We start from the raw sequence: 23,926 nt of genomic DNA, 5'->3' as shown, positions 1-23,926 counted from the left end.
CGCGGGAGAGGAAGAAGAAGGGGAGGGGGCCGTGGGTCGGGGCTCAGCTGTCACGCGTCGTACACCTCTCACTGGGGCGGATGGGGCGGATGGAGCAGATGGGTCCTGATCCGGCGCGGCACGGGCCGCACCGCTCGCAACCGGCGCCAGGACCGGCGCCTGGCCGGGACGCACGGAGAGACGGACGGAACCGATCGCGATCCGCGACGACGGTACTCCGCGCGGCAGGTGGGAGACCGGTGCGGCCGGCCCGGGGCCGCGACCGGGGTGGAAGGCCGGTCGAAACGGTTGACACCCCCCGGGGGCGGGCGTAGACATCCCCTCGGCCAGAGAGCGCTCTCAAGGGCGCCCGGCGGCCACCGCTTCGCCGTACAGGCCGCGGCGCACCAGTCGCGGTAGCGGTTCCCCCCACCTCTATGAGCCGTTCCGACCTGTAGGAGCACACATGAGGGTCACCCCACTCGGGCTCTCCGCCATCCGTAAACGTTTCCGATCTCCCCAGGCGATCATGCTGCTCGCCCTGGTCCTGATCGCCTCGGCCTATCTCTCCCTCGTGCCGACTTCCTCGCACGCCGCGACGCCCGTGCTGCTCTCACAGGGCAAGCCGGCCACCGCCTCCTCCGTGCAGGACGCCTTCACCGCCGCCGCGGCGGTGGACGGCAACACCGGCACCCGGTGGTCCAGCGCCGCCTCCGACCCGCAGTGGCTGCAGGTCGACCTCGGATCGAGCCAGCCGATCAGCCAGGTGGTGCTCAACTGGGAGACCGCCTACGCCACGGCCTTCAAGATCCAGACCTCGGCCGACGGTTCCACGTGGAACGACATCTACTCCACCACCACCGGTGCCGGCGGCACCCAGACCCTGAACGTCACCGGCACCGGCCGCTACGTCCGGATGTACGGCACCCAGCGCGCCACCCAATGGGGCTACTCGCTGTGGGAGTTCCAGGTGTACGGCGGCTCCGGCGGCGGCACCACCCCGCCCGCCACCTGCGGTAACACCACCGCGGCGCTCGGCAAGCCGGCCACCGCGTCCTCCACCGAGAACGCCGGCACCCCGGCGCAGGACGCCTTTGACGGCAACGCGGGCACCCGGTGGTCCAGCGCCGCCTCCGACCCGCAGTGGGTCCAGGTCGACCTCGGATCCTCGCAGAGCATCTGCGGCGCCCAGCTGACCTGGGAGACCGCCTACGCGAAGGCGTACCAGATCCAGCTCTCCGACAATGGTTCCACGTGGAACACCGTGTACTCCACGACGACCGGCCCGGGCGGGGTGGAGAACCTCTCCTTCAGCGGCACCGGCCGCTATGTGCGGATGTACGGCACCGCGCGGGCCACCCAGTACGGCTACTCGCTGTGGGAGTTCACCGTGCTCACCCCGGGCGGCACCAGCACCACGCCACCGCCGGGCGGCGGCAACGGCGACTGCCCGTGGGTGGGTTCGACCGCCCCGGTCGCCACCCGCGTCAGCCAGGTCATGGCGCAGATGACCACCGCGCAGAAGGTCTCGATCCTGCACGGCAACAACAGCGCGACCCCGTACATCGGCAACATCACCGGCATACCGTCGCTGTGCATCCCCAACATCGGCCTGCAGGACGGCCCGGCGGGTGTCGGTGACGGCGTGGGCGGCGTCACCCAGATGCCGTCCGGCAACGCGTCGGCCGCCACCTTCGACGACGCGTTGGAGCAGCAGTACGGCGCCGCGATCGGCGCCGAGTTCGCCGGAAAGGGCGTGCAGGTCGCGCTCGGCCCGACGCTGAACATCGTGCGCGACCCGCGCTGGGGACGCTCCTTCGAGAGCTTCAGCGAGGACCCGTACCTGAACGGCCGGCTGGCCGCCGCCGACATCCGGGGCATCCAGAGCCAGGGCGTGATGGCCGAGATGAAGCACGTGGCCGTCTACAACATCGAGAATCCGGCCGGCACGGTCATCGTGGACAAGCGGACGATGCAGGAGCTGTACCTGCCGGCCTTCCAGGCGGCGATCCAGCAGGGCTCGCCGGCCGCCGCGATGTGCGCCTACAGCATCGTCAACAGCGTCCCGGCCTGCCAGAATCCGGACCTGCTGAACACCGGCCTGTACCAGCAGGCGAACTTCGGCGGCTTCGTCACCAGCGACTGGGGCGGCACCCACTCCACGGTGGAGTCGGCGAACGCGGGCCTGACGGTGGAGATGCCCAACGGGTACTTCTACGCCGACTTCCTCGCCCAGGCGGTGGCCAACGGCACCGTCACCCAGACCACGCTGAACACGATGGTGAGCCGGCTGCTCACCCAATTCTTCGCGTTCGGCCTGTTCGACAAGGCACCCAGCGGCTCGCACGACGCCACCGTCACCACCCCGGCGCACGTCCAGGTCGCCCTGCAGGGCGCCGAGGAGGGCGCGGTGCTGCTGAAGAACAACGGCATCCTGCCGCTGTCCACCTCCACCACCCACTCGATCGCGGTGATCGGCTGGGACGGCGGCGCCGGCGTGCAGTCCATCGGCGGCGGCAGTGCCACCGTGACCAGCTCCGGGACGGTCTGGCCGATCACCGGCATCCAGAACCGGGTGGCGGGCACCGGCACCACCGTGCAGTACAACGACGCCACCAACCTCAGTTCCGCGGTCACCCTGGCCCGCAGCTCCGATGTGGCGATCGTCTTCGCCAGCGACAACTACGGCAACGAGGAGCACGACACCACCACGCTCGACCTGCCCAACAACGGCGGCAGCACCACCAGCCAGAACGACATGATCGCCCAGGTGGCCGCGGCGAATCCGCACACCATCGTGGTGCTCGACAACAACTCCGCGATCAACATGCCGTGGCTCAGCCAGGTGGCGGGCGTCTTCGAGGCCTTCTACCCGGGCCAGCAGATCGGCACCGCGATGGCGGCGCTGATCTTCGGCGACGTCAACCCGTCCGGCAAGCTGCCGGTCACCTTCCCGAAGTCGCTCGCGGACGTGCCGGCCAGCACCCCCGCGCAGTGGCCGGGCACCAACGGCCAGGTCCAGTACAGCGAGGGCCTGAACGTCGGCTACAAGTGGTACGACGCGAAGAACATCACCCCGCTCTTCCCCTTCGGCTTCGGTCTGTCGTACACCAGCTTCGGCTTCAGCAATCTGCAGGTCGGCGCATTGTCCGGGGGGAATTCGACGGTCCATGTCACGGTGACGAACACCGGGTCGCGGGCCGGCACCGAGGTGGCCCAGCTCTATGTCGGCGACCCCGCGTCGACCGGGGAGCCGGTGCACCAACTGCGCGGCTACCAGCGGGTGACGCTCAACCCGGGCCAGGCGCAGACCCTGACCTTCACCGTGGCCACCCATGACCTGGCCTACTGGAACACCGGCACCAACAACTGGACGACCGCGGCGGGCACCTACCAGATCCTGGTCGGCGACTCCTCGCGGAACCTCCCGGTGACCGGCACGCTCACGGTGCCGACCACCGTCAACGCCGCCATGGCCGCGACCATCACCCCGAAGGCAGCCGCCGCCGGGCAGGCCGCGACGGCCGCACCGCTCACCGTGCCGAACCCGCACGGCATGAGCGGCCCGGTACACGCCGCGGTCGACTGGACGTTCGACCCGAACGCCAGCGGCCTCGCCTACACGGCGACCGGCCTGCCGCCGGGCATCGCCCTCAGCTCCGCCGGCCGCTTCACCGGCGCGGCCACCAAGGCCGGCACGTTCACCGTGACGGTCACCGCCAGGAATGCGGCGGGTGCCAGTGGCTCGGCCACGTTCGTCTGGACCGCCACCCCCTGACCCGCCCTTCCCATCAGGCGCCCCCGGACCTCCAACGGCCCGGGGGCGCCCCCACGTAGGCAGCGAGGTGCTCGCCGGTGAGGGTGGAGCGGGCCGCGACGAGGTCAGCGGGGGTGCCCTCGAATACGATCCGGCCACCGTCGTGGCCGGCGCCCGGGCCCAGGTCGATGATCCAGTCTGCGTGCGCCATCACCGCCTGGTGGTGCTCGATGACGACGACCGACTTGCCGGAGTCGACGAGCCGGTCGAGCAGCCCGAGCAGCTGCTCGACATCGGCGAGGTGCAGTCCGGTGGTCGGCTCGTCGAGCACGTAGACGCCGCCCTTCCCGGCCATGTGGGTGGCCAGCTTGAGCCGCTGCCGCTCGCCGCCGGACAGCGTGGTGAGCGGCTGCCCGATGCTGAGATAGCCGAGACCGACATCGGCGAGCCGTTCGAGGATGGTGTGCGCGGCCGGTGTGCGCGCCTCACCGGCGCCGAAGAACTCCCGTGCCTCGGTCACCGGCATCGCGAGCACCTCGCTGATGTCACGGCCGCCGAGGTGGTGGTCCAGCACCGACGCCTCGAACCGCTTCCCCTCGCACTCCTCGCAGGTGGTGGCCACCCCGGCCATCATCGCCAGGTCGGTGTAGACGACGCCGGCGCCGTTGCAGTTCGGGCAGGCGCCCTCGGAGTTGGCGCTGAACAGCGCCGGTTTCACCCCGTTGGCCTTCGCGAACGCCTTGCGGATCGGATCGAGCAGGCCGGTGTACGTCGCCGGGTTGCTCCGCCGCGAGCCGCGGATCGCGCCCTGGTCGATCGACACCGCCCCGGCGTCGGCGGCTCCCGCACTGCCCGCCAGCGACCCGTGCAGCAGCGAGCTCTTGCCGGAGCCGGCCACGCCGGTGACCACGGCGAGCACCCCGAGCGGGATGTCGACGTCGACATTTCGCAGGTTGTGCGTCGTCGCGCCGCGGATCTCCAGCGTGCCGGCGGGCTTGCGCACCGTCTCCTTGACGGCGGCGCGGTCGTCGAAATGGCGGCCGGTGCGGGTCCCGCTGGACCGCAGCCCGTCGACCGTGCCCTCGAAGCAGACGGTGCCGCCCGCCGTACCGGCGCCGGGGCCGAGGTCCACGACATGGTCGGCGATCACGATCGTCTCCGGCTTGTGCTCGATGACAAGCACCGTGTTGCCCTTGTCCCGCAGCCGCAGCAGCAGGCCGTTCATCCGCTGGATGTCGTGGGGGTGCAGGCCGGCGGTGGGCTCGTCGAACACGTAGGTGACGTCGGTGAGCGACGAGCCGAGGTGGCGGATCATCTTGACGCGCTGCGCCTCACCGCCCGACAGCGTGCCCGACGGCCGGTCGAGGGAGAGGTAGCCCAGCCCGATCTCCCCGAAGGAGTCGAGCGTGCGCCGCAGGGTCGTGAGCAGCGGCGCCACCGACGGCTCGTCCAGGTCGCCGACCCATCCGGCCAGGTCGCTGATCTGCATCGCACACGCGTCGGCGATGTTGATCCCGCCGATCCGCGACGACCGGGCCGCCTCGCTGAGCCGGGTGCCGCCGCACTCGGGGCAGGCGGTGAAGGTGACCGCCCGGTCCACGAACGCCCGGATGTGCGGTTGCAGCGCGTCCCTGTCCTTGGACAGGAACGACTTCTGGATCTTGGGGATCAGCCCCTCGTAGGTGAGATTGACCCCGTTGACCTTCACCTTGACCGGCTCGCGGTGGAGGAAGTCGTGCAGCTCGGTCCTGGTGTACGCGCGGATCGGCTTGTCCGGGTCGAGGAAACCCGACTCGGTGAAGATCCGCACCGTCCAGTGGCCGTCCACGGTGTAGCCGGGGATGGTGATCGCGCCTTCGGCGAGCGACTTGGAGTCGTCGTAGAGCTGGCTGAGGTCGATGTCGGAGACCTTCCCCAGTCCTTCGCAGCGCGGGCACATGCCCCCGGTGCGGGAGAAGGTCTGCCGCACGGTCTTGCCGGCTCCGCGGTCCACCGTGATCGCGCCGCTCGCCCGGACCGAGGCGACATTGAACGCGAACGCGTTGGGCGAGCCGATGTGCGGCTGCCCGAGCCGGCTGAAGAGGATGCGCAGCATGGCGTTGGCGTCGGTGGCGGTGCCGACCGTCGAGCGGGCGTCGGCCCGCAGCCGCTGCTGGTCGACGATGATCGCGGTCGTCAGCCCCTCGAGCACGTCCACCTCGGGCCGTGCCAGCGTCGGCATGAAGCCCTGCACGAAGGCGCTGTAGGTCTCGTTGATCAGCCGCTGCGACTCCGCGGCGATCGTGCCGAACACCAGCGAGCTCTTGCCCGAACCGGAAACCCCGGTGAAGACGGTCAGCCGGCGCTTCGGGATCTCGATGCCCACGTCCTTGAGGTTGTTCTCGCGGGCGCCGTGCACGCGGATCACCCCGTAGCTGTCGGCGGCGTGCGGCTGCGGCGACCGCGGGGCCTTCCTCGAGGCCGTGCTCATCGTGTCTCCATCTGTCGGGGCGGGGCGGGGCGGCCGGGCGGGGCTGCCTGGCGGGGCTGACGCCCGGGGGCGGAGGGGCTGGTCGATCAGCTCTCGGTCGCCGGGTCCTGGAGCAGTCCGAGAACATTGCCGTCGGGATCGGTGAAGGTGGCCACCAGGCGGCCACCGCCGACGTCGTGTGCGGTCTCCTTCACCACGGCACCCGCGGCGGTCACCTCGGCGAGCTTTGCCTCGATGTCCGGCACCTGCCAGTAGGCCACCGGCGAGGTCATGCCCTGCTGCGCTCCGTTCGGGACCAGCCCGACGTGCTGGCCCGGGGCGTCGAAACCGACGTAGTAGGACTCGTCGGCCACCGGCGGCACGCCGAGCAGCGCGGCGTACACCGCCTTGGCCTTCGCCAGATCGGAAACGGGATGCAGCACGGTCTTGATTCCCTGGGTGGAAGAGCCGGTCATGGTCACTCCTGAGGTCGGGTCGCCCGGCGTTGCCGGGACGGGGCCGGAAAGAGCCGGAAAGGGCCCGGAAGGGTCTCCGGGACGAGGCGGGGAAGAGGCCGGAACGGCCTCGGTGAGCAGTGTCGGCCACGCTCGTCCCCATGATTGATCAGGCTAGGCGCGGCTCCGTCACCCGCGCTTCTCGATTCCTGATCGATCCGCGCGCCTGTGCGAAACTGGTCGGGTGAGCCGGGTGAAACGGCAGGACCTCGACCATCTCGTCCGGCTGCGGCGCGCCCGCGACCGGATGGACCGCGACTACGCCGAGCCGCTCGACGTCCCGTCGCTGGCGCGGCACGCTCTGATGTCGCCCGGCCATTTCTCCCGCAGCTTCCGTGCCGCTTTCGGCGAGACCCCGTACAGCTACTTGATGACCCGCCGTATCGAGCGGGCCAAGGCGCTGCTGCGGCGCGGGGACCTCTCCGTGACCGAGGTCTGCTTCGCGGTCGGCTGTACGTCACTGGGGTCGTTCAGCTCGCGCTTCACCGAGCTGATCGGCGAGACCCCGAGCAGCTACCGGACCCGGAGCCACGACGAGGGCGCCGCCGTCCCGGCCTGCCTGGCCAAGATCTACACCCGGCCGGTCCGGAACGGACGGGCGAGCCCCGCCGCACGGCCGTAGCGTGAGCGCCATGGACATCAGGCTCTCCCAATGCTTCATCGCCGTCGACGACCACGACCGGGCGATCGCCTTCTACCGCGATGTGCTCGGCCTCGAGGTACGCAACGACGTCAAGTTCGAAGGGATGCGCTGGGTGACCGTCGGCGCGCCCTCGCAGCCGGGCGTGAACATCGTCCTGGAACCCCCGCTCGCCGACCCGAACGCCTCCCCCGACGACAGGCAGGCGATGGCGGAGCTGATGGCCAAGGGCCTGCTGCGCGGCGTCATCTTCGCCACCGACGATTGCGACGCCACCTTCGAGCGCATCAGCGCCGCCGGCGCCGACGTCCTCCAGGAGCCGATGGACCAGGCCTACGGCGTCCGCGACTGCGCCTTCCGCGATCCCGCCGGCAACCTGTTGCGCTTCACCCAGCCCCTCGGCGGATGAGGCCCCGATCGCATCGCGACCAAAAAAACCGCCGTTCCCTCCGCGTGGACGGCAGACTCTGGCGGTGACCTCCAACTCGCCGCGGCCTGCTCGGCGCGAACCGACTCCCGCCGACCCTGATCTCTATCCGGACCTCGCGGCCTCGGGCAGTCTGGCCGCGGCCCTGACACTGGCCGCTGCCGAGCAGGGGCTCGATCTGGATGTGGTGCTGAGCGGGGATTCCGACCCGCTGCGGACAGCCGGCGTCAGCAGCACGGCCCCCGACCGGGAAGCCTGCTGGATCTTCATCGGGTCGCAGAGCCGTCGGTTCATCATCAGTGGCTGGGGTCAGGGCGTTGAACTGCTCTCGGGCTCGACCGCCGATCTGAGAGAGCTGGCCCGAGCCGCAGCGGGTTGGCGCAACGGGGCCGAGCTCCGCGAGATCCAGAAGGCTGCTCTCTTCATCCAGGTGAGTGAGCTCGCCCAAGCACATGAACGCGGTCCGGCCGAGGCAGTCACGGTCCGGTGGCGGCTTCTCCTGGACCATCTGCGCGAGGACGCCGATGGGTTGGCCCTGGCCGGCCGGACACTGGCGCTCGTCGAGACGGCGTCGGCGGAGCCGAAGCTGCGGCAGCTGTACCCGGTCACCAGCCACTGGTCGCTTCACTTCACGACCTGTACAGGGTTCCCCTACTCATGGGACGTGCCGTTCGTCGATCCGCTGAGCGATGGCCGCTATCGGGTTTGCGGTCCCGCCCGGGGGACGGTGATCGGCGAGGCCGACACCGCAGAACAGGCGGTCGCCATGGTGGTAGGCGCTCTGCCGGCCGACTGCGGTCCTGCTGTCGCCGGAACCGCCAACGACCTGCGCGACCGGCGAATCGGCTGAACAGGTACTGCCTCAGGGGGCGGTTGAAGGGGCTCGGAGGGCCGGGGAGGTCAGTTCCAGGTCGCGGTTGTCCCGGCCGTCGAGCATGTGGTCGAGCCAGCGTTCGTACCACGCCAGGAAGTCAGCGGCCGACGAGACATGGGGGCCCCAGAAGCCGTCGGAATTTCCGGTGACGACGCGGCCGGCCAGCGGACCGGTGACGCCGACAAGCACCAGGTCGGTGCATCCGGCCTCGATGATGTGCAGGAACAGGTCACCTCGGTGAGGCGGCCGACGACCCGCGAAGCTGAACCCCCGAGGAGACCCGGCCTCTTCCTGGGGGTCCATCGTGAACAGTTCGCATGACCGCAACGGCAGAAGGCCGTAGAACGGGGACGCACCGCTACCGCCGACGGTGATCAGGAAGCTGCGATAGGGGCCCGGTAGTTCGATTCCATGGTCCGCCTCGAAAGCAGCCACCTTGGACTCCGGCAGCGGCGGATCGAGGCGAAACCGGTGCTTCTCCTCGCCGAAGGAACGGCTTCGCAGGGCGGCATAGGGCGCCTCGGCCAGCTTGCGTCGGATGCGGAGGATCCGGGAGTCCATGCGCACTCTTCTCTCAGTCCTGCCGCAAACTACCCGCTGTCCGGCCAGGGTGTCACGAGCCTGATCGGCTGCTCCAAGCGCCGCTGTAGGTTCCCGACTTCGGTGTCACTCGCCAGCGCTGCAGCCTGGGACTTCGCGCATTCCGCGCATCGTGTCCCTCTGACCGTTCCGCGTTCGCGTGTCCCTTTCCCAGCGAGCTTGGAGCCGAGCAGTCCCCGGCCTGCACATAGGTTCCGCGTCATGGCGAGACAGACGACAAGCGCAGTCGCGTCTCTTACACCACCCCAGAGGGGGGATCCCCTGGTAGATGGCGAAGCGTCATCGCTACAGTCGGCCTGTGTGCAGATACGCCTTCGCCCACTACAAGCTGCACTACGCCTGCGTCTCGTGCCGAGTCAGCTTCAAGCGACATCCTCACGATGGTGGACACTCGTGCCCGCGCTGCTCAGGCCCATTGTTGTGCGCCGGCCACGACTTCGCGCCACCCCGCCGCAGTAATCGGAAGGCATGGTCGGTCGTCTCGGCAGTCCTCAACGCCGGGCTGCGCTACGACGGCTTCGAACCGTGCGGTTGCGGACGGGATCCGAAATTCCGCCCCCGGACCCGCGCCCAGCTCCGCGCCCGCCGCATCGTCGCTGCCCGGACCGGTACCCCGCTTGTGGAGTTGCTCGGCCGGGCGGACCCCCTGGAAACCCGCTGAGCCAGGCGGTGCTGGGCGTTCCAGCTCCCGAACGCGGGAGCTTCGGGCACCTCAGTCAGTATCGGTTGAAGCCAGCACGAGCAGTCTTCGGCGGTCTGGAGTGAGAGCGGCGACACCGACATCCCAGGCCACCTGCTCGAACCACTTCGTATTGGCCTCGAAGCCGTACCAGGTGCAGTCCGCTGCCCGGGCTTCCACCTCGTCGAAGGGAGCGCCTTCCGGGCATCCAGCCAGAGCGGCGAAGGAATGCCAGGCCGCCAAGCGGCCGTATGCGCCTCGGCAACCGGAGTTGTACGCCCCACCCGTGGATGCTGCCGCGAAGAGCACTCGCCATACGTCAGCCGCTGAACGGACCGCGACGGACAGGGGCGCCTTCTTTCCCACACCTCGCAGACAATCCAGGCCCAGAGTCAAGAGCGCGGTCGGGACCAAGGCGGAGTCCAAAGGTGCGGCGAGGTCGAAAGCCTTCCCCTCGATGCGCCCGTTGGACTCTTCGGCCCAGTTCGCCACGGCTGCGGCCATGGCAGTGGCGACCGCATCTGTCGTCGCATCCACCCACGATGGGACGTCCGCGTGGGCAGTCACCGCCAGTTTGTTGCTCTCGGACGGTCCGTACGGCATCGAGTGACTGCTGCCACGGGTGCTGTAGCTCGGCAGATCGACAGATCCTTCGACATCGGACAGTGTCATGGGCAGCCAACGCAGCGGGTGATGACTCCAATGCGGCGACCTCGCCCAGCCCGCGATCGCCGGGATTTCCTCAACGACCACGCCCCTGAGAACCAGCTCGTGGACCAGGCACGCTCGAAGCTCCTCCGAAGCACGGCCGGTGAACGCCACACTCAAGTCCGTCGCCTCGTGACCAGAAGCCAGCAACGAGGCCGCGTAACGGTCCAGTTCCCTGCCGGCGTCCGCAGCTGATGAGACCAACCGCACTGCCTGGGTGGCGTTCTCAGGACCGCTTGTGGTGGCCAGTAGCCGAAGCACGTGGTCGAAGACACTTCTGTACTGCCACATCTGCTCCCTGGACCCGTACGTCTTGGCGAGAGCGATACCGAGGTCAGCGGCGGAGACAGCGTCCCCTTGCGCGACCCAGCCGTCGGCCACAGCCCACACGCCAGTGACGTTTTTGAGATCCGGCAGCTCCGTCACGATCTTCTGTATCTGATCAACCACGGCCCTGAGCCTAAGCATCCGATGGCCCTGCCTCACTTCATTAAGCCGGACAGGGTAACTGCCGGGCCTCGGGGTCAGCGGGCTGCAATCTCCCGTCGAGCGGCACCCCAGGCCTGCTCAAATTCTTGCGAGGTCAGCTGCTCGGCTTCGTAACCCTGCCACTGCGACACTGGGAGTTCCGCAGTTAGTCCGAACTTCCTCTCATACTCACCCAAGCCGCCTGCCTGCTGAGCGCGCCGCCACTCGTCCAAGGAGGCAGCTGCAATCGGGGTCAGCTCAGAACCTTGGAGCTCGATCTGTCGGGTCACCCAGCCGTTGGCGTCGACCTCGAAGTAGAACCAGATGGCTTCCTCGTCCCAGTAGCAGCGCATCCACGTCGTCACTGGTCCACCTGCCTCTGTGACAGGGCAATGCGGCGCCGCGGGACATCGACATCAATGATCTTCACCGTGAGCACGTCGCCGACCTCGATGGCATCGTCCGGACCTTGATCCAGCTCGCTGGTGCGCACGAGGCCCTGAAAGCCGTCCTCTCGATCTTCGATGCGCACGAAGACGCCGAACGGGAGGATCTTGGTGACTGGTCCGGTGACCACCTGTCCGAGTCGTTGCGCGGCCTGCGGCCACGGGTCATCCTGCGCTGCTCGCAGCGACAGCGGCACACGTTCCCGGACCATGTCGACGTCGAGGACTTCGGCGGTGATCTGCTGGCCGACGCTGACAATGTCGGACGGGTGGTTGAAGGGACGCCAGGACAGCTCCGGAATGTTGATCATCGCGGTGAAGCCGCCAATGTCCACGAAGGTGACACCGAAGCTGGCGATGGATGTCACGGTGCCGGTGACGACCTGGCCGCGCCGCAGGGTCTTCAGGAACGCCCAGTCCCGGTCGCTGGGCGTCGGTTCGGTCTGCCAGCGAGCGCGCAGAACACCGTCGCTGTCCGGCAGCACAGCGGTGAACAGCGGGAGATCCTCACCGGCAGACATGGATACGACACCGGCAGCACGCGCGCCGGCGAGTTGGGAGGTCACTGCCTCGAACTGGGTCTCGTCCACGACCGTGCTCGTGATCTGACCGTCCTCGTCCTCCCAGACGACCTCCACCAAGTCCTTGTCGGTCAGAGCGGCCACGGCCGTGGCGACGTCGGTGAGCAGGTCCGGCCAGACCGCCAACCGCGAGCGTGGGACCAGCCGGGAGCGCACGGTCTCGATGCTGTCGCGGGTCAGGCGGTGCCACCGGGAGGCGTTGCCGGCGAAAACCTCCTCCAGGAACACGGCACGGTGGGCGCTGACGGTCCAGTGCAGGCGGGCCCAGAAGTCAGCGTCGGCCGGACGCTGCACGTAGGCAGGATCGTCGGGGGCGAAGTCGTAGGGCGATGCGTCCAGGCGTTCCGGGAATAGGCCGAGCGCGCGGGCACGGGTCAGCGCGGCTTCGCAGGGCCGACTGCTGCCGAGGTAGAGGTACTGGTCCCAGCCGACGTGCACCGTGAACTCTCCCTCTGCCTCCAAGCGGCACCAGGCGCCGTTGTCGCGGAGCATGGCCCGTACGAGTTCCAGGCCGAGGGCGATCGGCACCAGTGCACCGTCGTGGAACCCGGCGAGGCCGGCGGGAAAGTGGTCGGCCAGGCCGTAGCCGTCGACCGGTGGCTCCAGACCGAAGTGAGCGAAGCCGCCGAGCTGCGGCTCGCGGACAGCCAACTGGTCGATGCCGGTGTCCTCGGCGAAGGCGGCGACGGCCTGAAGATAGGCGGCTTCGATCGGCCCGTGGTCGCTGGTCGCGGGCTCAGTGCCGGTGTAGCGCCCGTACTGGTCGCGGCCCGCCGGGTTGTACTTCGTCACCTGGTAGACGTAAGGCAGCACGTCACTGCCCGCCGGAGATCGACGACGCGGATGTGTTCTGGTGGCGTTCGAAGTCGCGGTAGACGGTGGCACGGCTGGAGAAGAAAAACTCGGCGGGGTCGGCGATGGTCACCTCGACATGATCGCCCAGTTGCTCGTGAGTCAGCTCGGACTTCCGGTATCCGGGCGCAGGGCTTCGCGGTGGCTGGCGCCTCCGCGAGGGCGGAGTGGAATGTCGAGATCGTGGGCCCACCGGTTCATGGTGGCGGTGCTTACTCTCATCTCACGTGCGAGTTCGGGAAGCGGCCGTCGGCAGATGACGTACTGCTCGAAGAGCCACTCGCGGTCGACAGGGTGGTGGCCGCGGCGTCCTTGCTGCAGTGGGATTCCGTACTCCAGGGCGAGACGGGTGATGGTTTGCCGCGAGACGCCCAGGTCGTCAGCGATGGCCTTCGCGGACTGACGCTCGTCGAGGTATCGGCGCCGCAGTTCCTCTTCGGTGAGGATCCGACGGATGGCGTGGCTGACTCGTCCCAGGGCGCGGGCCTGCGACGGCGTGAGCGGTTGGGCTGGCGCAGGATGCTCTTCCAGCGCAAGGCGCACGGCCTCGATGCTGAGGCCCAGCGTCGCAGCTGCGGCGCGAGTCGGGCTGCGGCGTCCTCGGACGAGGTCGTGTAGGCGTTGGATGTCGATGCCGTCGGCGTCGCGCCCAGGTAGGTCGAGGTCGTCGAGCAGGTTGGTCGGCGGGTGCCAGGTCAGGGGTTCTCGCCGTATGCCATGGCGGTGGAGGAAGGCACGGGCGGCCTCGCGCAAGGCCTCCCGGATCCGCGGGGTCCACACTTCCGTGAAGCGCTCGGCTTCCGCGCGGAACACGTTGTGGTCGGCAGTGGGAAACTCGGGCGCATGCTCGATTGGGGTGCCGCTGATCTGGGTGAACACAATGCATCGGGCGATGCGGAGTCGTCGTCCGGTGCCTGGATGCTGGCCGGCGTCCCGGCAGATCTGCGCCCATGTCTCAGCGAACAGCAGGTCGGTGTAGTCCAGGCTGCGGCGGCGCTCGTAGTTGATGGGGGAAGGACGGGCGTCCAGGTGGTCGGCGAGGCGGGTCAGGGCTGAGGCGGTGGTCTCCCAGCGCGGGGTCTGCTCCAGCATCTGGAGCATGCGCGACAGGGCCAGGGCATCGGTGGTCTGGCCGAGCATTGCCACGGCTTCGTCGAACGAGATTCTGCTGCCGACAAGCAGCGTGGCGGCGGCCAGCGCGGGGGCCAGTACCCGCGGATAGGCTCCGCGGCTGGGGCTGAGGCGCACGGCCCATTGTGGCCACATGGCTGCGGGGAGCCGGCTTGCGCGGCGGCGGAGGCGCTGCCGTTGCCTGGCGGCGGACGGGGGCGCCGGGTCCGCGGAGGTCCGGTAGCGCAGTTGGTCGCTGGGGCGCATCGAAGCTGCGAGGGCTGCCAATTGCACCTTCCGCAGGACCGGGCCAGTGCCACGGCCCCAGGTGCCGACAGTGGTGGCAGTGCACTTCTCGAAACCGTCTCTGACCGTGCTGGTCAGTGGTCGCAGGGTCCGTGCGGCGGTGGCGAGGTCTTCCTCTCCCAGCACCCGCAGGGCAGCGATGACGCCGACCGCTGTCATCGCTGCTGTCGGCGGTGCCATGAAGCCGGCTCGCTCCGGTTCCTGCCGCTTGGGCCGCGCGCCAGGCTCCGGGTGGAGGTGAGCGTCAAGGACGTCGCCCGGGACCAGGGTGGCCAGGCCAGCGGCGTCCATTGAGGTCAGCATCCGGCCCGCGACCGCGCGCACCTCGGAGAGTGCCACAGCACATGCCTGAGGAAGATGGGCGTACTGACCGAAGTCGGCTGTACCTGCCTCGATCGTTTGGGAGAGCAGGCTTTGGGCTTTGAGCGCGGGGTGCTCCTTGGGCAGGCGGAGGTTCTCAGCTCGGGCCAGATCCTGACCGCATCCGGGCGCTACTGGGTGCAGCTCTCGCGAGGGCCGGAATCCGCACACTCCCGGCAGCGGGACGCTGTGGCGGGAGAACGGGTAGCGCCGGGGAAGGCGCCCGCAGGCTGGGCAGGCGTCCGCGAGTAGGAGGCGGTGGCGCACGCAGGCGAACGACCAGCCCAGGCGCCAGTTCAGCTGCCACCGTCCGCAGCTTTCGGCCAGACAGTCGGGGCAGTAGCGCGACCCGGCACCGCGGCCCCATAAACGATGCCGGTTGACCTTGCGCTTCTCGTGGTCGATCAGCACCGCTCGCCCGCCGAAGCGGGCCAGCGTCAGTGCGTGGATCACCTCGCGGTTCACGCCCGTGGCGTGGGCTATGCCGGAGGCTTCTTCGTCGCTCAGCGCGACGGTCCAGTTGACAGCGTTGCTGCGGCCACTGTCTTTGGGCTGGTTGACGAGTCCAAGGTGGGACAGGAGGCTGCCGTAGCGGGTATGCAGCCGACGGGCGAGCGCCTCAAGCCAGGAGTCCAGCGACTCACCCGGTAGCGGTGCCATCCGGATCGGCAGTGTCCGAACGGCCTCCACGCTGCCTCCTGGTCCGCTTGGGCTTGCTGGTCTTCTTGCCGGACGCGAGCATCTCCTCCCAGCGGGCACGCTGCTCATCGGCGGCCTGGTCGAGCTTGACCTGGGTCATCAGGTCGAGGGTGAAACGTTCTTCGCCGGTGCGAACGGCCCGAAGACACGCGCGTTTGATCAGCGTCATCAGGGAGCCGATGTGCCCGCTGCAGCGGGCGTAGAGGTGGTCGGACAGATCGTCGGCAAGCATGCCCGGGTACTTGCGGGCCAGCACGAGACGTTGTTCCAGGGTGAGCAGGAAGTTCCTCCACTGCCGGCGCGAAGCTTCGTTCTCGATCGTGAACGGAGCCAGTCGGAGCGGGGTGATCCTGCGCCCGAGCTGGGGGTCCTCGTACAGGCCCTTCTCTCGAAGGTTGTACCCGATGAAAAGGATCATCACGGGGAACTCGTTGGCGATGGTCTTGAACTGGTTGGCGAGCTCGGCCCCGTTCTTGGAACGGAACTTGAGGAAGTGCAGGTCGTCGACGAGCAGCAGCCTCGATTCACAGGCAACGGCGCAGTCGAGGGCCTGGGCCAGGAACGAGTTCGCGGTGCCGCTGCTTCGGCCGGCGTGGGCGAAGTACTCCAGCATCGCCCAGTTGAAGTCCTTGACCTTGGTGTCGCCCATCATGCCCACCCTGATCACTGGCCAGCGCTCGTGACCACCGGCGGTGAACCTCCCCTGCTGGCGGATCATGTCGTTGTGCACACGCTTGGCGAACGAGAGGCCGACGGTGGTCTTGCCCAACCCGGGAAAAGCGTCGACAGCGGCCATGCCCTTGGCTTCCCAGTACGGCTGGTCCAGCCCTGCTTCAAGGATGTCCGCCAAGTCCCCGACGAGAGCGTCGGCCTGAGCAGTCTTGATCGGGCGCAGATTGGCCAGGTAAGCACGGCGGGCGAGGTTGTGTTCGTCCTTGGCCTCTGATGACAGGGCCTGCAGCGCTGCCATGGTCATATCGGGCGGGCGCTGGGGGTCCAGAGCCTCAGCAAATGCCGCAAAGCCCTCTTTCCTGGTCAAGGTCAGGTCGTCGAGAGGCAGGGACTTCCAGTCCGGGTCCTCCGTGCTCCCGGCTCCGGGCGTGGTCACAGGTCCTCCAGGGCTTCGGCATAGAACTCCTCGTCGTCGCCTGGCACCGGTTCTTCGTCGGCGAAGTCCTCGGTGTCGGCCACGTCGTCATCGCCCTCAAACTCCTCTCCGGGCAGCTCAGCCCGGTGCGGGGCCGGCTGGTGCGGCTGGAGGTTGAAGGCTGGCTGCTCGCGCATCGCCCGCAGGGCGATGCGTCGTTCCGCCAGCGTCGTGCCGAACCCGATCTGCCAACGTTCCAGCAACTCAACCACTGCCAGGCGGTCGTCGGGATACGGATGCTTCTGGGCGGCCAGACTGCGGGCGAACTCCAGGGCGTCTTCGCTGAGCGGGAAGTCACGGGCTGCCGCGTGCTCCCAGACGAGTTCGTGTGGCTCCCCGTCCAAGTCGCGGAAGTACACGTGGTCGATGTCGTCGGGGTTGACCTGGATGGGCCAGCGACCGCCCAGATAGGGGCTCGGCCGGCCGTCGTGGTAGAGACCGCTGCCGTTGTAGCGCCTCTTGCCGATCTCCACGCCGTAGGGCTGGATGGTGCGCCACACTGTCGGCAGGAACTCCAGCGCCAGGTGCTTGTCGCGTGGGACCTCGATGTATCCCACGCGAGCCATACCGTGCTCGAACATCTGCACAGGGGACATCCGCAACTTCGGGACCCCCGGATCGACCAGGCTGGAGTGCGGCGTGCGATGGTAGGTCGCCGCGATCCACACCACGATCCGCTCAAGCAGCTCGTCGAGGTAGTAGTACGCCTGCCGCTCCACCGCCTCCCCGCGCGAGAAGACGTCCGGTCCCTTGTAGCCGGGCAAGGCGTGCAGCAGGCCCTGTCGCAGGGTCTTGAAGAACCTTTCGACAGGCCCCTTGTCCCTGCCCGTACGTAGCCGCGCAGGCTGGATCGATATGCCCATACGATCACACACGCTGCGAAGGTGCTCAGAGACGTAGATCTTCCCGTGGTCGACGACCACCGTCTCCGGCACCAGCGCAGGAGTCGCGGACTTTGTCATCGGCCCGTCGATCGCGGCCCGGTCCAGCAGGACGGACCGCGGGATGCCGTGCTCAGGCCACACGGCCTGCGGCGGCCAGTGCGCCGCAGGTTTGAGCGGGCGGTAGGCCTGGAAGAGGACACCCGCCGCGTCCACGGACTTGGTGGAGACCGGCGTAAGGCGGACCCCCACGATGCAGCGGGTGTACCAGTCCATCGCCACGGTCAACTCGCTGTTGACCCACCGCAATGTCAGTGGGTCAAGCGCGAAGACATCCAGCCGGGTGGTGTCCATGAGCACGTACTCGCCCGGTCGGGTCGGCCGCAACCGACCGAAGACCGTACGCGGCCGCTCAGCGATGTCCCGGTTGCGCTTGGTGCTCAGACGAAATGTCGGATGCTGCCGCTCCAGCTCCTCCAGCGCTTCATAAGCCTTGGTCTGCGCCGGGACGGCTACCACGCCTTCACCGAACCGCGCCGCGAGGAGCGCCTGTACGCGTTCGATCACGGTTTTTCGCATCGGCTTGGACTGGTCAGTGTGCTCGATCATCACTTCGAGCGCTGTCTCCACCCAGCGCGGGTCACAGCGGTCGAGCACCGAAGTGCCGCGAGCGCGCGGCGCCAGCCCCGCCTCCCCGTGCGCCTCGACAGCGGCCACCCAGCGCTTGACCGTACGCAAGGAGACGCCGAGCTCATCCGCCTTCGCCTGGTAGCGGACCACTTTCGGCAGACTCGGATCGTATTGGGGTCTCGGCTCCCCCTTCCCGGCCAGCTCAGCGCTACCCGACCTGTACCCGCTGCACGCCTCTCGCACGTGACCCGCACGATCCGCCAAGCGTCCCCGCTCGGCAGGCTTGAGCCGCGAAAGGAGAACCGAGGCGATGTCCTCCAGGTCACTCGATGAGGCACCCGGGTTCTCCGACACGACGGTCGCCCGATCCGAGAACAGCAGTTCCTTCACCGCGACCCGTCGCAGACCACCCCGTCGGTCCTTCAGTACCACCTCGTTGCCCGCGACGGTCGGCGCGAACTCGACGACCTCAACCGCCTCGCCGTCGTACACCAGACGCGACCCGACCTGGAGCCGCACCGTCCCGCGATTCACGGCCGCCTCCGCAGCAGACTGGCAGAGGTCAGGGGCTTGTCCAGATCCGTCATAAGTCGCCCGACCCACATCAAGCGCAGAACCGCCGAACGCACCAGCGACTCATCGAGCTCTGGCACCGACCCGCACGCGTCCGCGAACGTCACCCCGTCCGTCACCGCGACCTCGACCCTGTCCACGATCTCCGAAGCGAACAACCACGCCCTACGATGCCTCGCCAAAATGCGGATGTTCGCCAGCCGCACGGAGTCGGGCTCGCTCCGCACGACGTATGCCCAGCCCCGCGACTCGATGACCTGCCGGCTCCAGGCGAAGGTGAACGCCACTTCCGGCCGCGACAATCGCTTCGCTGGCTTCACGTCCACCACCAAGGGACCCGAGGTGGTCATCAACAGGAAGTCGGGAATGTGCTTGCGCTCGGTACCGTCGATCCGAGCGGTCATCAGGAACGGCTGGGCGATGATTCTGGAAACCGACCAGTCGAAGTCCGCCTCCAGCAGCCAGGCCAGTTCCAGCAAGGACTCGTAGATCACCAGTGCGCCCTCGGTGGCCGACCAGAACGACCCCGAGAAATGCTTCTGCCCCTTGTACCAACGCAGGGTCCGCCACGGCCCCGCCGCCAGTAGATCTTCGAGATCCACCGCGTCGAATGGGCACTCCACCGCGATGTCCCCACCCAGTCCCCTGACGTGGATGTCCGCAGAGGTTACGGCTATGGAGTCCGGCATGAGCGGTCCCACCCCCAACGCGGCTACGCCCTTGGTGCATTCACCATGGCGAGCACGCCCACCCGCTGTCTTGGCAGTCACCGCCCTTCACTCGATCGAGCGAACGCACTGATCTGCCGTTCCGTGAAATCTGTCCCAAGGGCCAATCAGGGGACACGGCGACGCGGAAAGGGTCACTCGGACGCGGAACCTACAGCCGCCGGTCAGGTCTGTGCCATGTCCACGAAGCGGCTGTAGTGGCCCTGGAAGGCCACGGTGATGGTGGCGGTGGGGCCGTTGCGGTGTTTGGCGACGATGAGGTCGGCCTCGCCGGCGCGGGGGGACTCCTTTTCGTAGGCGTCCTCGCGGTGCAGCAGGATCACCATGTCGGCGTCCTGCTCGATGGAGCCGGATTCGCGCAGGTCGGAGACCATCGGCTTCTTGTCGGTGCGCTGTTCGGGACCGCGGTTGAGCTGGGACAGGGCGATGACCGGGACTTCGAGCTCCTTCGCGAGGAGCTTGAGGTTGCGGGACATGTCCGAGACTTCCTGCTGGCGGCTCTCGGCCCGGCGGGAGCCGCCGGACTGCATCAGCTGGAGGTAGTCGATGACCACCAGGCGCAGGTCGTTGCGCTGCTTGAGGCGGCGGCACTTGGCGCGGATCTCCATCATCGACAGGTTCGGCGAGTCGTCGATGTAGAGCGGGGCCTCGGTGACGTCGGACATGCGGCGGGCGACCTTCGTCCAGTCGTCGTCGGTCATGGTGCCGGAGCGCATGTGGTGCAGGGCGACCCGGGCCTCGGCGGACAGCAGGCGCATGGCGATCTCGTTGCGGCCCATCTCCAGGGAGAAGATGACGCTGGGCATCTTGTTCGCGATCGAGCAGGTGCGGGCGAAGTCCAGCGCCAGCGTCGACTTGCCCATCGCGGGGCGGGCCGCGATGACGATCATCTGACCGGGATGCAGCCCGTTGGTGAGCGAGTCCAGGTCGGTGAAGCCGGTGGGGACACCGGACATCTGACCGCTGCGGGAGCCGATCGCCTCGATCTCGTCGAGCGCGCCCTCCATGATGTCGCCGAGCGGCAGGTAGTCCTCGGAGGTGCGCTGCTCGGTGACCGCGTAGATCTCGGCCTGGGCGTTGTTGACGATCTCGTCGACGTCGCCGTCGGCGGCGTATCCCATCTGGGTGATGCGGGTGCCGGCTTCGACCAGGCGGCGCAGGACAGCCCGCTCGTGGACGATCTCGGCGTAGTACTCGGCGTTGGCGGCGGTGGGCACCGCGTTGACGAGGGTGTGCAGATAGGGGGTGCCGCCGACGCGGGCGATCTCGCCGCGCTTGGTGAGTTCGGCGGCGGTGGTGATGGGGTCGGCGGGCTCGCCCTTGGCGTAGAGGTCGAGGATCGCGTTGTAGATGGTCTCGTGCGCGGGCCGGTAGAAGTCGGCGCCCTTGATGACCTCCACCACGTCGGCGATGGCGTCCTTGGAGAGCAGCATGCCGCCCAGCACGGACTGTTCGGCGTCCAGGTCCTGCGGGGGCACCCGCTCGAAGCCGCCGCCGCCCTCGGAGTAGCGGCCGGAGCCCTGGCCGTCGTCGTGGGCGTTCTTCTTGCGGAAGGGACTGACGGCGGGGGGCTCTTCGGGCGACAGGCCGACCCAGCGGTCGTCGGCGGGCTCGGGTTGGCTCATTACCGTCACCTCCCTCCCGTCCGACCGGTCCTCCCGGACCGGCGCGTGCGTGCCACTCTTTCACGGCACGGCTGCGACAAACGCGCCACCCGGCTTCCGTTCGCGGGCGCGTCGGGGGTGTCGGGAAGGCTCCACCGTAGGGCCAGTGGGCACCCGGACCAACCTCGTTATCCACAGGGGGTGTGGACGACGACCCCATACCTGTGGAGAAGTGCCCCCAACCTGTGTACAGCCCTTGGGACAGCGCTGTGGACAAGCTGACAATCAGCCAGCGACACCCGCTCTGAGCTGGTCTTTCTTCGTCCATACCCTGTGCAGGAGAAAAACTTTTTCCCCCGGTCCAAGATCGCCACAAACGACGCGGAGGAGATCACTCTACGCAGTCATGCGTAATGACCAGACATCATCTTCACCTCTTACTTGTGGACGATTAGGCTGTGCCTGTGAATGCGGTCGTCGAACCCCCCGAGCAGCACGACCCGGCCCGGCCTGCCGGATCCGTCCGGCGTCGCCATGACCGGGAGATCATCGCCCTCGCCCTGCCGGCGTTCGGCGCCCTCGTCGCCGAGCCGCTGTTCGTCATGGTGGACAGTGCGGTTGTCGGCCATCTCGGCACCGCGCAACTCGCCGGTCTCGCGGTGGCCGCCGCCCTGCTCACCACCGCCGTCAACATCTTCGTCTTCCTCGCCTACGCCACCACCGCCGCGGTGGCCCGCCGGGTGGGAGCCGGCGATCTGCCCGCGGCCCTGAAACAAGGCGTGGACGGCATCTGGCTCGCGCTGCTGCTCGGCGCCGCGGTGATCGCCGCCGTGCTGCCGGCCGCGCCCGCCCTGGTCGACTTCTTCGGCGCGTCCGGCACCGCGGCCCCCTACGCCACCACCTATCTGCGGATCAGCTCGCTCGGCATCCCCGCGATGCTGGTCGCGCTCGCCGCCACCGGCGTACTGCGGGGGCTGCAGGACACCCGGACACCGCTCTACGTGGCCGTCGGCGGCTTCACCGCCAACGCCGCCCTCAACGCCGGTCTCGTCTACGGCACCGGTCTCGGGATCGCCGGCTCCGCCTGGGGCACGGTCATCGCGCAGAACGGCATGGCCGCCGTCTACCTCTGGGTGGTGGTCCGCGGAGTCCGCCGTCTGACCGGGCCGACCGCACGCGGAACGGCCGGCACCGGCTGGTGGGACGTCCTGCGCCCGGACGCCGCCGGGATCCGGGCCTGCGCCCGTGCGGGTGTCCCGCTGCTGGTGCGTACGGTCAGCCTGCGCGCGGTGCTGCTGATCGCCACCGCGGTCGCCGCCCGGCTCGGCGACACCGTGATCGCCGCCCATCAGATCACCCTCACCGTCTGGTCACTGCTGGCCTTCGCACTGGACGCCATCGCGATTGCCGGACAGGCCATCATCGGCCGCTGTCTGGGCGCGGGGGACGCCGAGGGGGCGCGGGCCGCCTGCCGCCGGATGATCGAGTGGGGAGCCGCCTGCGGTGTCGTCCTCGGGGTGCTGGTGGTGGCGGCCCGGCCGCTGATCGGGCCGCTGTTCACCTCCGACCCGGCGGTGCGGCACGCGCTGATGGCCGCACTGCTGGTCGTCGCCGTCGCGCAGCCGGTGTGCGGTGTCGTCTTCATCCTCGACGGGGTGCTGATGGGCGCCGGCGACGGGCCGTATCTCGCCTGGTCGATGCTGGTGACCCTGGCGGTCTTCGCCCCGGCCGCGTTCGCGGTGCCCGCTCTCGGCGGGGGTCTGACCGCCCTGTGGTGGGCGATGACCCTGATGATGTGCACCCGGCTCGCCGCCCTGGGACTGCGGGCCCGCTCGGGGCGGTGGATCGTCACCGGGGCGTCCCGTTGAGGACACGCGTTCCGGGACCACCGGATCCGTCCCGCCCAACCTCCCGGCGGAACCGCGAAGGGCCGGACCTCCCGCTGTGGGAGGTCCGGCCCTTCATGTTCCACGTGGAACATTTCGCACGCTTTCCACGGAATGCCCATGGAACGGCATACGGAGTGTTCCACGTGGAACACCGGCCGCGTTACGCGGCCACGATCTCCAGGTCGACGACAACCGCGACCTCGGGGTGCAGTCGCACCGAGACCTTGTGCGCACCGAGCGTCTTGATCGGCGCTGCGACCTCGACCCGGCGCTTGTCCACCGCGGGACCGCCCGCCGCCTTGATCGCCGCGGCGATGTCGGCGGGGGTGATGGACCCGAAGAGGCGGCCGGTGTCGCCGGCCCGCGTGCTCAGCTTGACCCGGACGGACTGCAGCTGCGCCTTGACGGCGTTCGCGTCGTCCAGCGAGTGGATCTCGCGGATTCGGCGAGCACGGCGGATCTGCTCGACGTCCTTCTCGCCACCCTTGGTCCACGCGATGGCGAAGCCCCGCGGGATCAGGTAGTTGCGGGCGTAGCCCGGCTTGACGTCGACGATGTCGCCGGCGGCACCCAGGCCGCTGACCTCGTTGGTAAGGATGATCTTGGACATGCTGTGGTCACCCTTCCTTAGCGAGCGGTCGACGTGTACGGCAGCAGCGCCATCTCACGGCTGTTCTTCACGGCCGTGGCGACGTCACGCTGGTGCTGGGTGCAGTTACCGGTCACGCGGCGGGCACGGATCTTGCCGCGGTCGGAAATGAACTTCCGCAGCATGTTGGTGTCCTTGTAGTCCACGTACACGGTCTTGTCCTTGCAGAACGCGCAGACCTTCTTCTTCGGCTTGCGCGGAGGCGGCTTCGCCATGGTGATTCTCCTATGCGATCAAGAAGTTGTGAGGGTCCGCCCTCAGAAGGGCGGCTCGTCCGAGTAGCCACCGCCGGAGGCGCCGGAGCCGCCGCCCCAGCCGCCGCCGCCGGCACCGGCACCGCCGGCCGGAGCTCCGGCCTGGCCGCCGCCGGCCGGC

18 protein-coding genes are annotated in these 23,926 nt (G+C 68.6%); 5 read left to right on the top strand and 13 right to left on the bottom strand.

All coding sequences use genetic code 11. The features are described 5' to 3' along the window. Positions 1-445: 445 nt before the first annotated feature. Positions 446-3,757 carry a discoidin domain-containing protein gene (locus GA0115240_RS15265; protein ID WP_093737217.1) on the top strand — a complete coding sequence of 1,104 codons (3,312 nt, stop codon included), beginning with the start codon at positions 446-448 and terminating at the stop codon, positions 3,755-3,757. Between the two features lie 13 nt (positions 3,758-3,770). Here GA0115240_RS15265 and GA0115240_RS15260 read toward each other — a convergent pair whose 3' ends face one another. Both GA0115240_RS15260 and GA0115240_RS15255 read right to left on the bottom strand, forming a co-directional pair. Beyond that, positions 3,771-6,206: an ATP-binding cassette domain-containing protein gene (locus tag GA0115240_RS15260; protein WP_093737216.1), complete on the bottom strand. Its 2,436-nt coding sequence runs from the start codon at positions 6,204-6,206 to the stop codon at positions 3,771-3,773. An 86-nt stretch (positions 6,207-6,292) separates the two neighbouring features. Continuing rightward, the gene (locus GA0115240_RS15255) at positions 6,293-6,661 is read right to left on the bottom strand and encodes a VOC family protein (protein WP_093737215.1); all 369 of its coding nucleotides are present in this window, start codon (positions 6,659-6,661) and stop codon (positions 6,293-6,295) included. Positions 6,662-6,947: 286 nt separating this feature from the next. Here GA0115240_RS15255 and GA0115240_RS15250 point away from each other — a divergent pair, with 286 nt between their 5' ends. The 3 genes from GA0115240_RS15250 (at position 6,948) to GA0115240_RS15240 (ending at position 8,617) form a co-directional block, all read left to right on the top strand. Continuing rightward, positions 6,948-7,322 carry a helix-turn-helix transcriptional regulator gene (locus GA0115240_RS15250; protein ID WP_093737232.1) on the top strand — a complete coding sequence of 125 codons (375 nt, stop codon included), beginning with the start codon at positions 6,948-6,950 and terminating at the stop codon, positions 7,320-7,322. A 10-nt stretch (positions 7,323-7,332) separates the two neighbouring features. Beyond that, the gene (locus GA0115240_RS15245) at positions 7,333-7,749 is read left to right on the top strand and encodes a VOC family protein (RefSeq protein WP_093737231.1); all 417 of its coding nucleotides are present in this window, start codon (positions 7,333-7,335) and stop codon (positions 7,747-7,749) included. 64 nt (positions 7,750-7,813) lie between these two features. Next, positions 7,814-8,617, top strand: a complete 804-nt coding sequence (locus GA0115240_RS15240) for a DUF6193 family natural product biosynthesis protein (protein WP_093737214.1) — start codon at positions 7,814-7,816, stop codon at positions 8,615-8,617. Positions 8,618-8,629: 12 nt separating this feature from the next. Here GA0115240_RS15240 and GA0115240_RS15235 read toward each other — a convergent pair whose 3' ends face one another. The 9 genes from GA0115240_RS15235 to dnaB form a co-directional block, all read right to left on the bottom strand. Beyond that, the gene (locus GA0115240_RS15235; protein ID WP_093737213.1) at positions 8,630-9,202 is read right to left on the bottom strand and encodes an SMI1/KNR4 family protein; all 573 of its coding nucleotides are present in this window, start codon (positions 9,200-9,202) and stop codon (positions 8,630-8,632) included. 751 nt (positions 9,203-9,953) lie between these two features. Continuing rightward, on the bottom strand, positions 9,954-11,078 hold the full coding sequence (locus tag GA0115240_RS15225; RefSeq protein ID WP_093737230.1) for a DUF6183 family protein: 1,125 nt from the start codon (positions 11,076-11,078) through the stop codon (positions 9,954-9,956). A 74-nt stretch (positions 11,079-11,152) separates the two neighbouring features. Beyond that, on the bottom strand, positions 11,153-11,461 hold the full coding sequence (locus GA0115240_RS15220) for a hypothetical protein (protein ID WP_093737211.1): 309 nt from the start codon (positions 11,459-11,461) through the stop codon (positions 11,153-11,155). Continuing rightward, positions 11,458-12,936, bottom strand: a complete 1,479-nt coding sequence (locus GA0115240_RS15215) for a S1 RNA-binding domain-containing protein (protein WP_093737210.1) — start codon at positions 12,934-12,936, stop codon at positions 11,458-11,460. The genes GA0115240_RS15220 and GA0115240_RS15215 overlap by 4 nt, the downstream gene beginning before the upstream one ends. A 141-nt stretch (positions 12,937-13,077) precedes the next feature. After that, positions 13,078-15,441 carry a TniQ family protein gene (locus GA0115240_RS15210; protein ID WP_161302230.1) on the bottom strand — a complete coding sequence of 788 codons (2,364 nt, stop codon included), beginning with the start codon at positions 15,439-15,441 and terminating at the stop codon, positions 13,078-13,080. Next, positions 15,392-16,558, bottom strand: a complete 1,167-nt coding sequence (locus GA0115240_RS15205) for a TniB family NTP-binding protein (protein WP_256069817.1) — start codon at positions 16,556-16,558, stop codon at positions 15,392-15,394. The genes GA0115240_RS15210 and GA0115240_RS15205 overlap by 50 nt, the downstream gene beginning before the upstream one ends. Then, complete coding sequence (locus GA0115240_RS15200) at positions 16,555-18,642, bottom strand: Mu transposase C-terminal domain-containing protein (protein ID WP_093737208.1); 2,088 nt, start codon at positions 18,640-18,642, stop codon at positions 16,555-16,557. Before GA0115240_RS15200 ends, GA0115240_RS15205 begins: the two co-directional genes overlap by 4 nt. Then, positions 18,639-19,370 carry a TnsA-like heteromeric transposase endonuclease subunit gene (locus GA0115240_RS15195; protein ID WP_237554892.1) on the bottom strand — a complete coding sequence of 244 codons (732 nt, stop codon included), beginning with the start codon at positions 19,368-19,370 and terminating at the stop codon, positions 18,639-18,641. Before GA0115240_RS15195 ends, GA0115240_RS15200 begins: the two co-directional genes overlap by 4 nt. Positions 19,371-19,573: 203 nt before the next feature. Continuing rightward, positions 19,574-21,034: a replicative DNA helicase gene (gene dnaB / locus GA0115240_RS15190; protein ID WP_093737207.1), complete on the bottom strand. Its 1,461-nt coding sequence runs from the start codon at positions 21,032-21,034 to the stop codon at positions 19,574-19,576. A gap of 443 nt (positions 21,035-21,477) precedes the next feature. Between dnaB and GA0115240_RS15185 the strand changes: the two genes are divergently transcribed. Further along, the gene (locus GA0115240_RS15185) at positions 21,478-22,881 is read left to right on the top strand and encodes an MATE family efflux transporter (RefSeq protein ID WP_093737206.1); all 1,404 of its coding nucleotides are present in this window, start codon (positions 21,478-21,480) and stop codon (positions 22,879-22,881) included. A gap of 181 nt (positions 22,882-23,062) precedes the next feature. Here GA0115240_RS15185 and rplI read toward each other — a convergent pair whose 3' ends face one another. Continuing rightward, a complete protein-coding gene (rplI, locus tag GA0115240_RS15180) occupies positions 23,063-23,512 on the bottom strand; it encodes a 50S ribosomal protein L9 (protein ID WP_093737205.1) in 450 nt (149 codons plus the stop codon). Between the two features lie 17 nt (positions 23,513-23,529). Next, positions 23,530-23,766 (bottom strand): 30S ribosomal protein S18, encoded by a 237-nt coding sequence (gene rpsR, locus GA0115240_RS15175; protein ID WP_031512678.1) that lies wholly within the window; start codon positions 23,764-23,766, stop codon positions 23,530-23,532. Positions 23,767-23,926: the final 160 nt, after the last annotated feature.

Origin of the sequence: Streptomyces sp. DvalAA-14 (assembly GCF_900091855.1) — a bacterium.
GTDB lineage: Bacteria > Actinomycetota > Actinomycetes > Streptomycetales > Streptomycetaceae > Actinacidiphila.
This window is presented reverse-complemented; position numbering and strand designations above follow the sequence as displayed.

Bases quoted from the DNA above. Each gene is read 5' to 3' on its own strand.
- GA0115240_RS15265 (WP_093737217.1), top strand. From the start codon at position 446: ATGAGGGTCACCCCACTCGGGCTCTCCGCCATCCGTAAACGTTTCCGA.
- GA0115240_RS15260 (WP_093737216.1), bottom strand. From the start codon at position 6,206: ATGAGCACGGCCTCGAGGAAGGCCCCGCGGTCGCCGCAGCCGCACGCC.
- GA0115240_RS15255 (WP_093737215.1), bottom strand. From the start codon at position 6,661: ATGACCGGCTCTTCCACCCAGGGAATCAAGACCGTGCTGCATCCCGTT.
- GA0115240_RS15250 (WP_093737232.1), top strand. From the start codon at position 6,948: ATGGACCGCGACTACGCCGAGCCGCTCGACGTCCCGTCGCTGGCGCGG.
- GA0115240_RS15245 (WP_093737231.1), top strand. From the start codon at position 7,333: ATGGACATCAGGCTCTCCCAATGCTTCATCGCCGTCGACGACCACGAC.
- GA0115240_RS15235 (WP_093737213.1), bottom strand. From the start codon at position 9,202: ATGGACTCCCGGATCCTCCGCATCCGACGCAAGCTGGCCGAGGCGCCC.
- GA0115240_RS15195 (WP_237554892.1), bottom strand. From the start codon at position 19,370: ATGCCGGACTCCATAGCCGTAACCTCTGCGGACATCCACGTCAGGGGA.
- dnaB (WP_093737207.1), bottom strand. From the start codon at position 21,034: ATGAGCCAACCCGAGCCCGCCGACGACCGCTGGGTCGGCCTGTCGCCC.
- rplI (WP_093737205.1), bottom strand. From the start codon at position 23,512: ATGTCCAAGATCATCCTTACCAACGAGGTCAGCGGCCTGGGTGCCGCC.
- rpsR (WP_031512678.1), bottom strand. From the start codon at position 23,766: ATGGCGAAGCCGCCTCCGCGCAAGCCGAAGAAGAAGGTCTGCGCGTTC.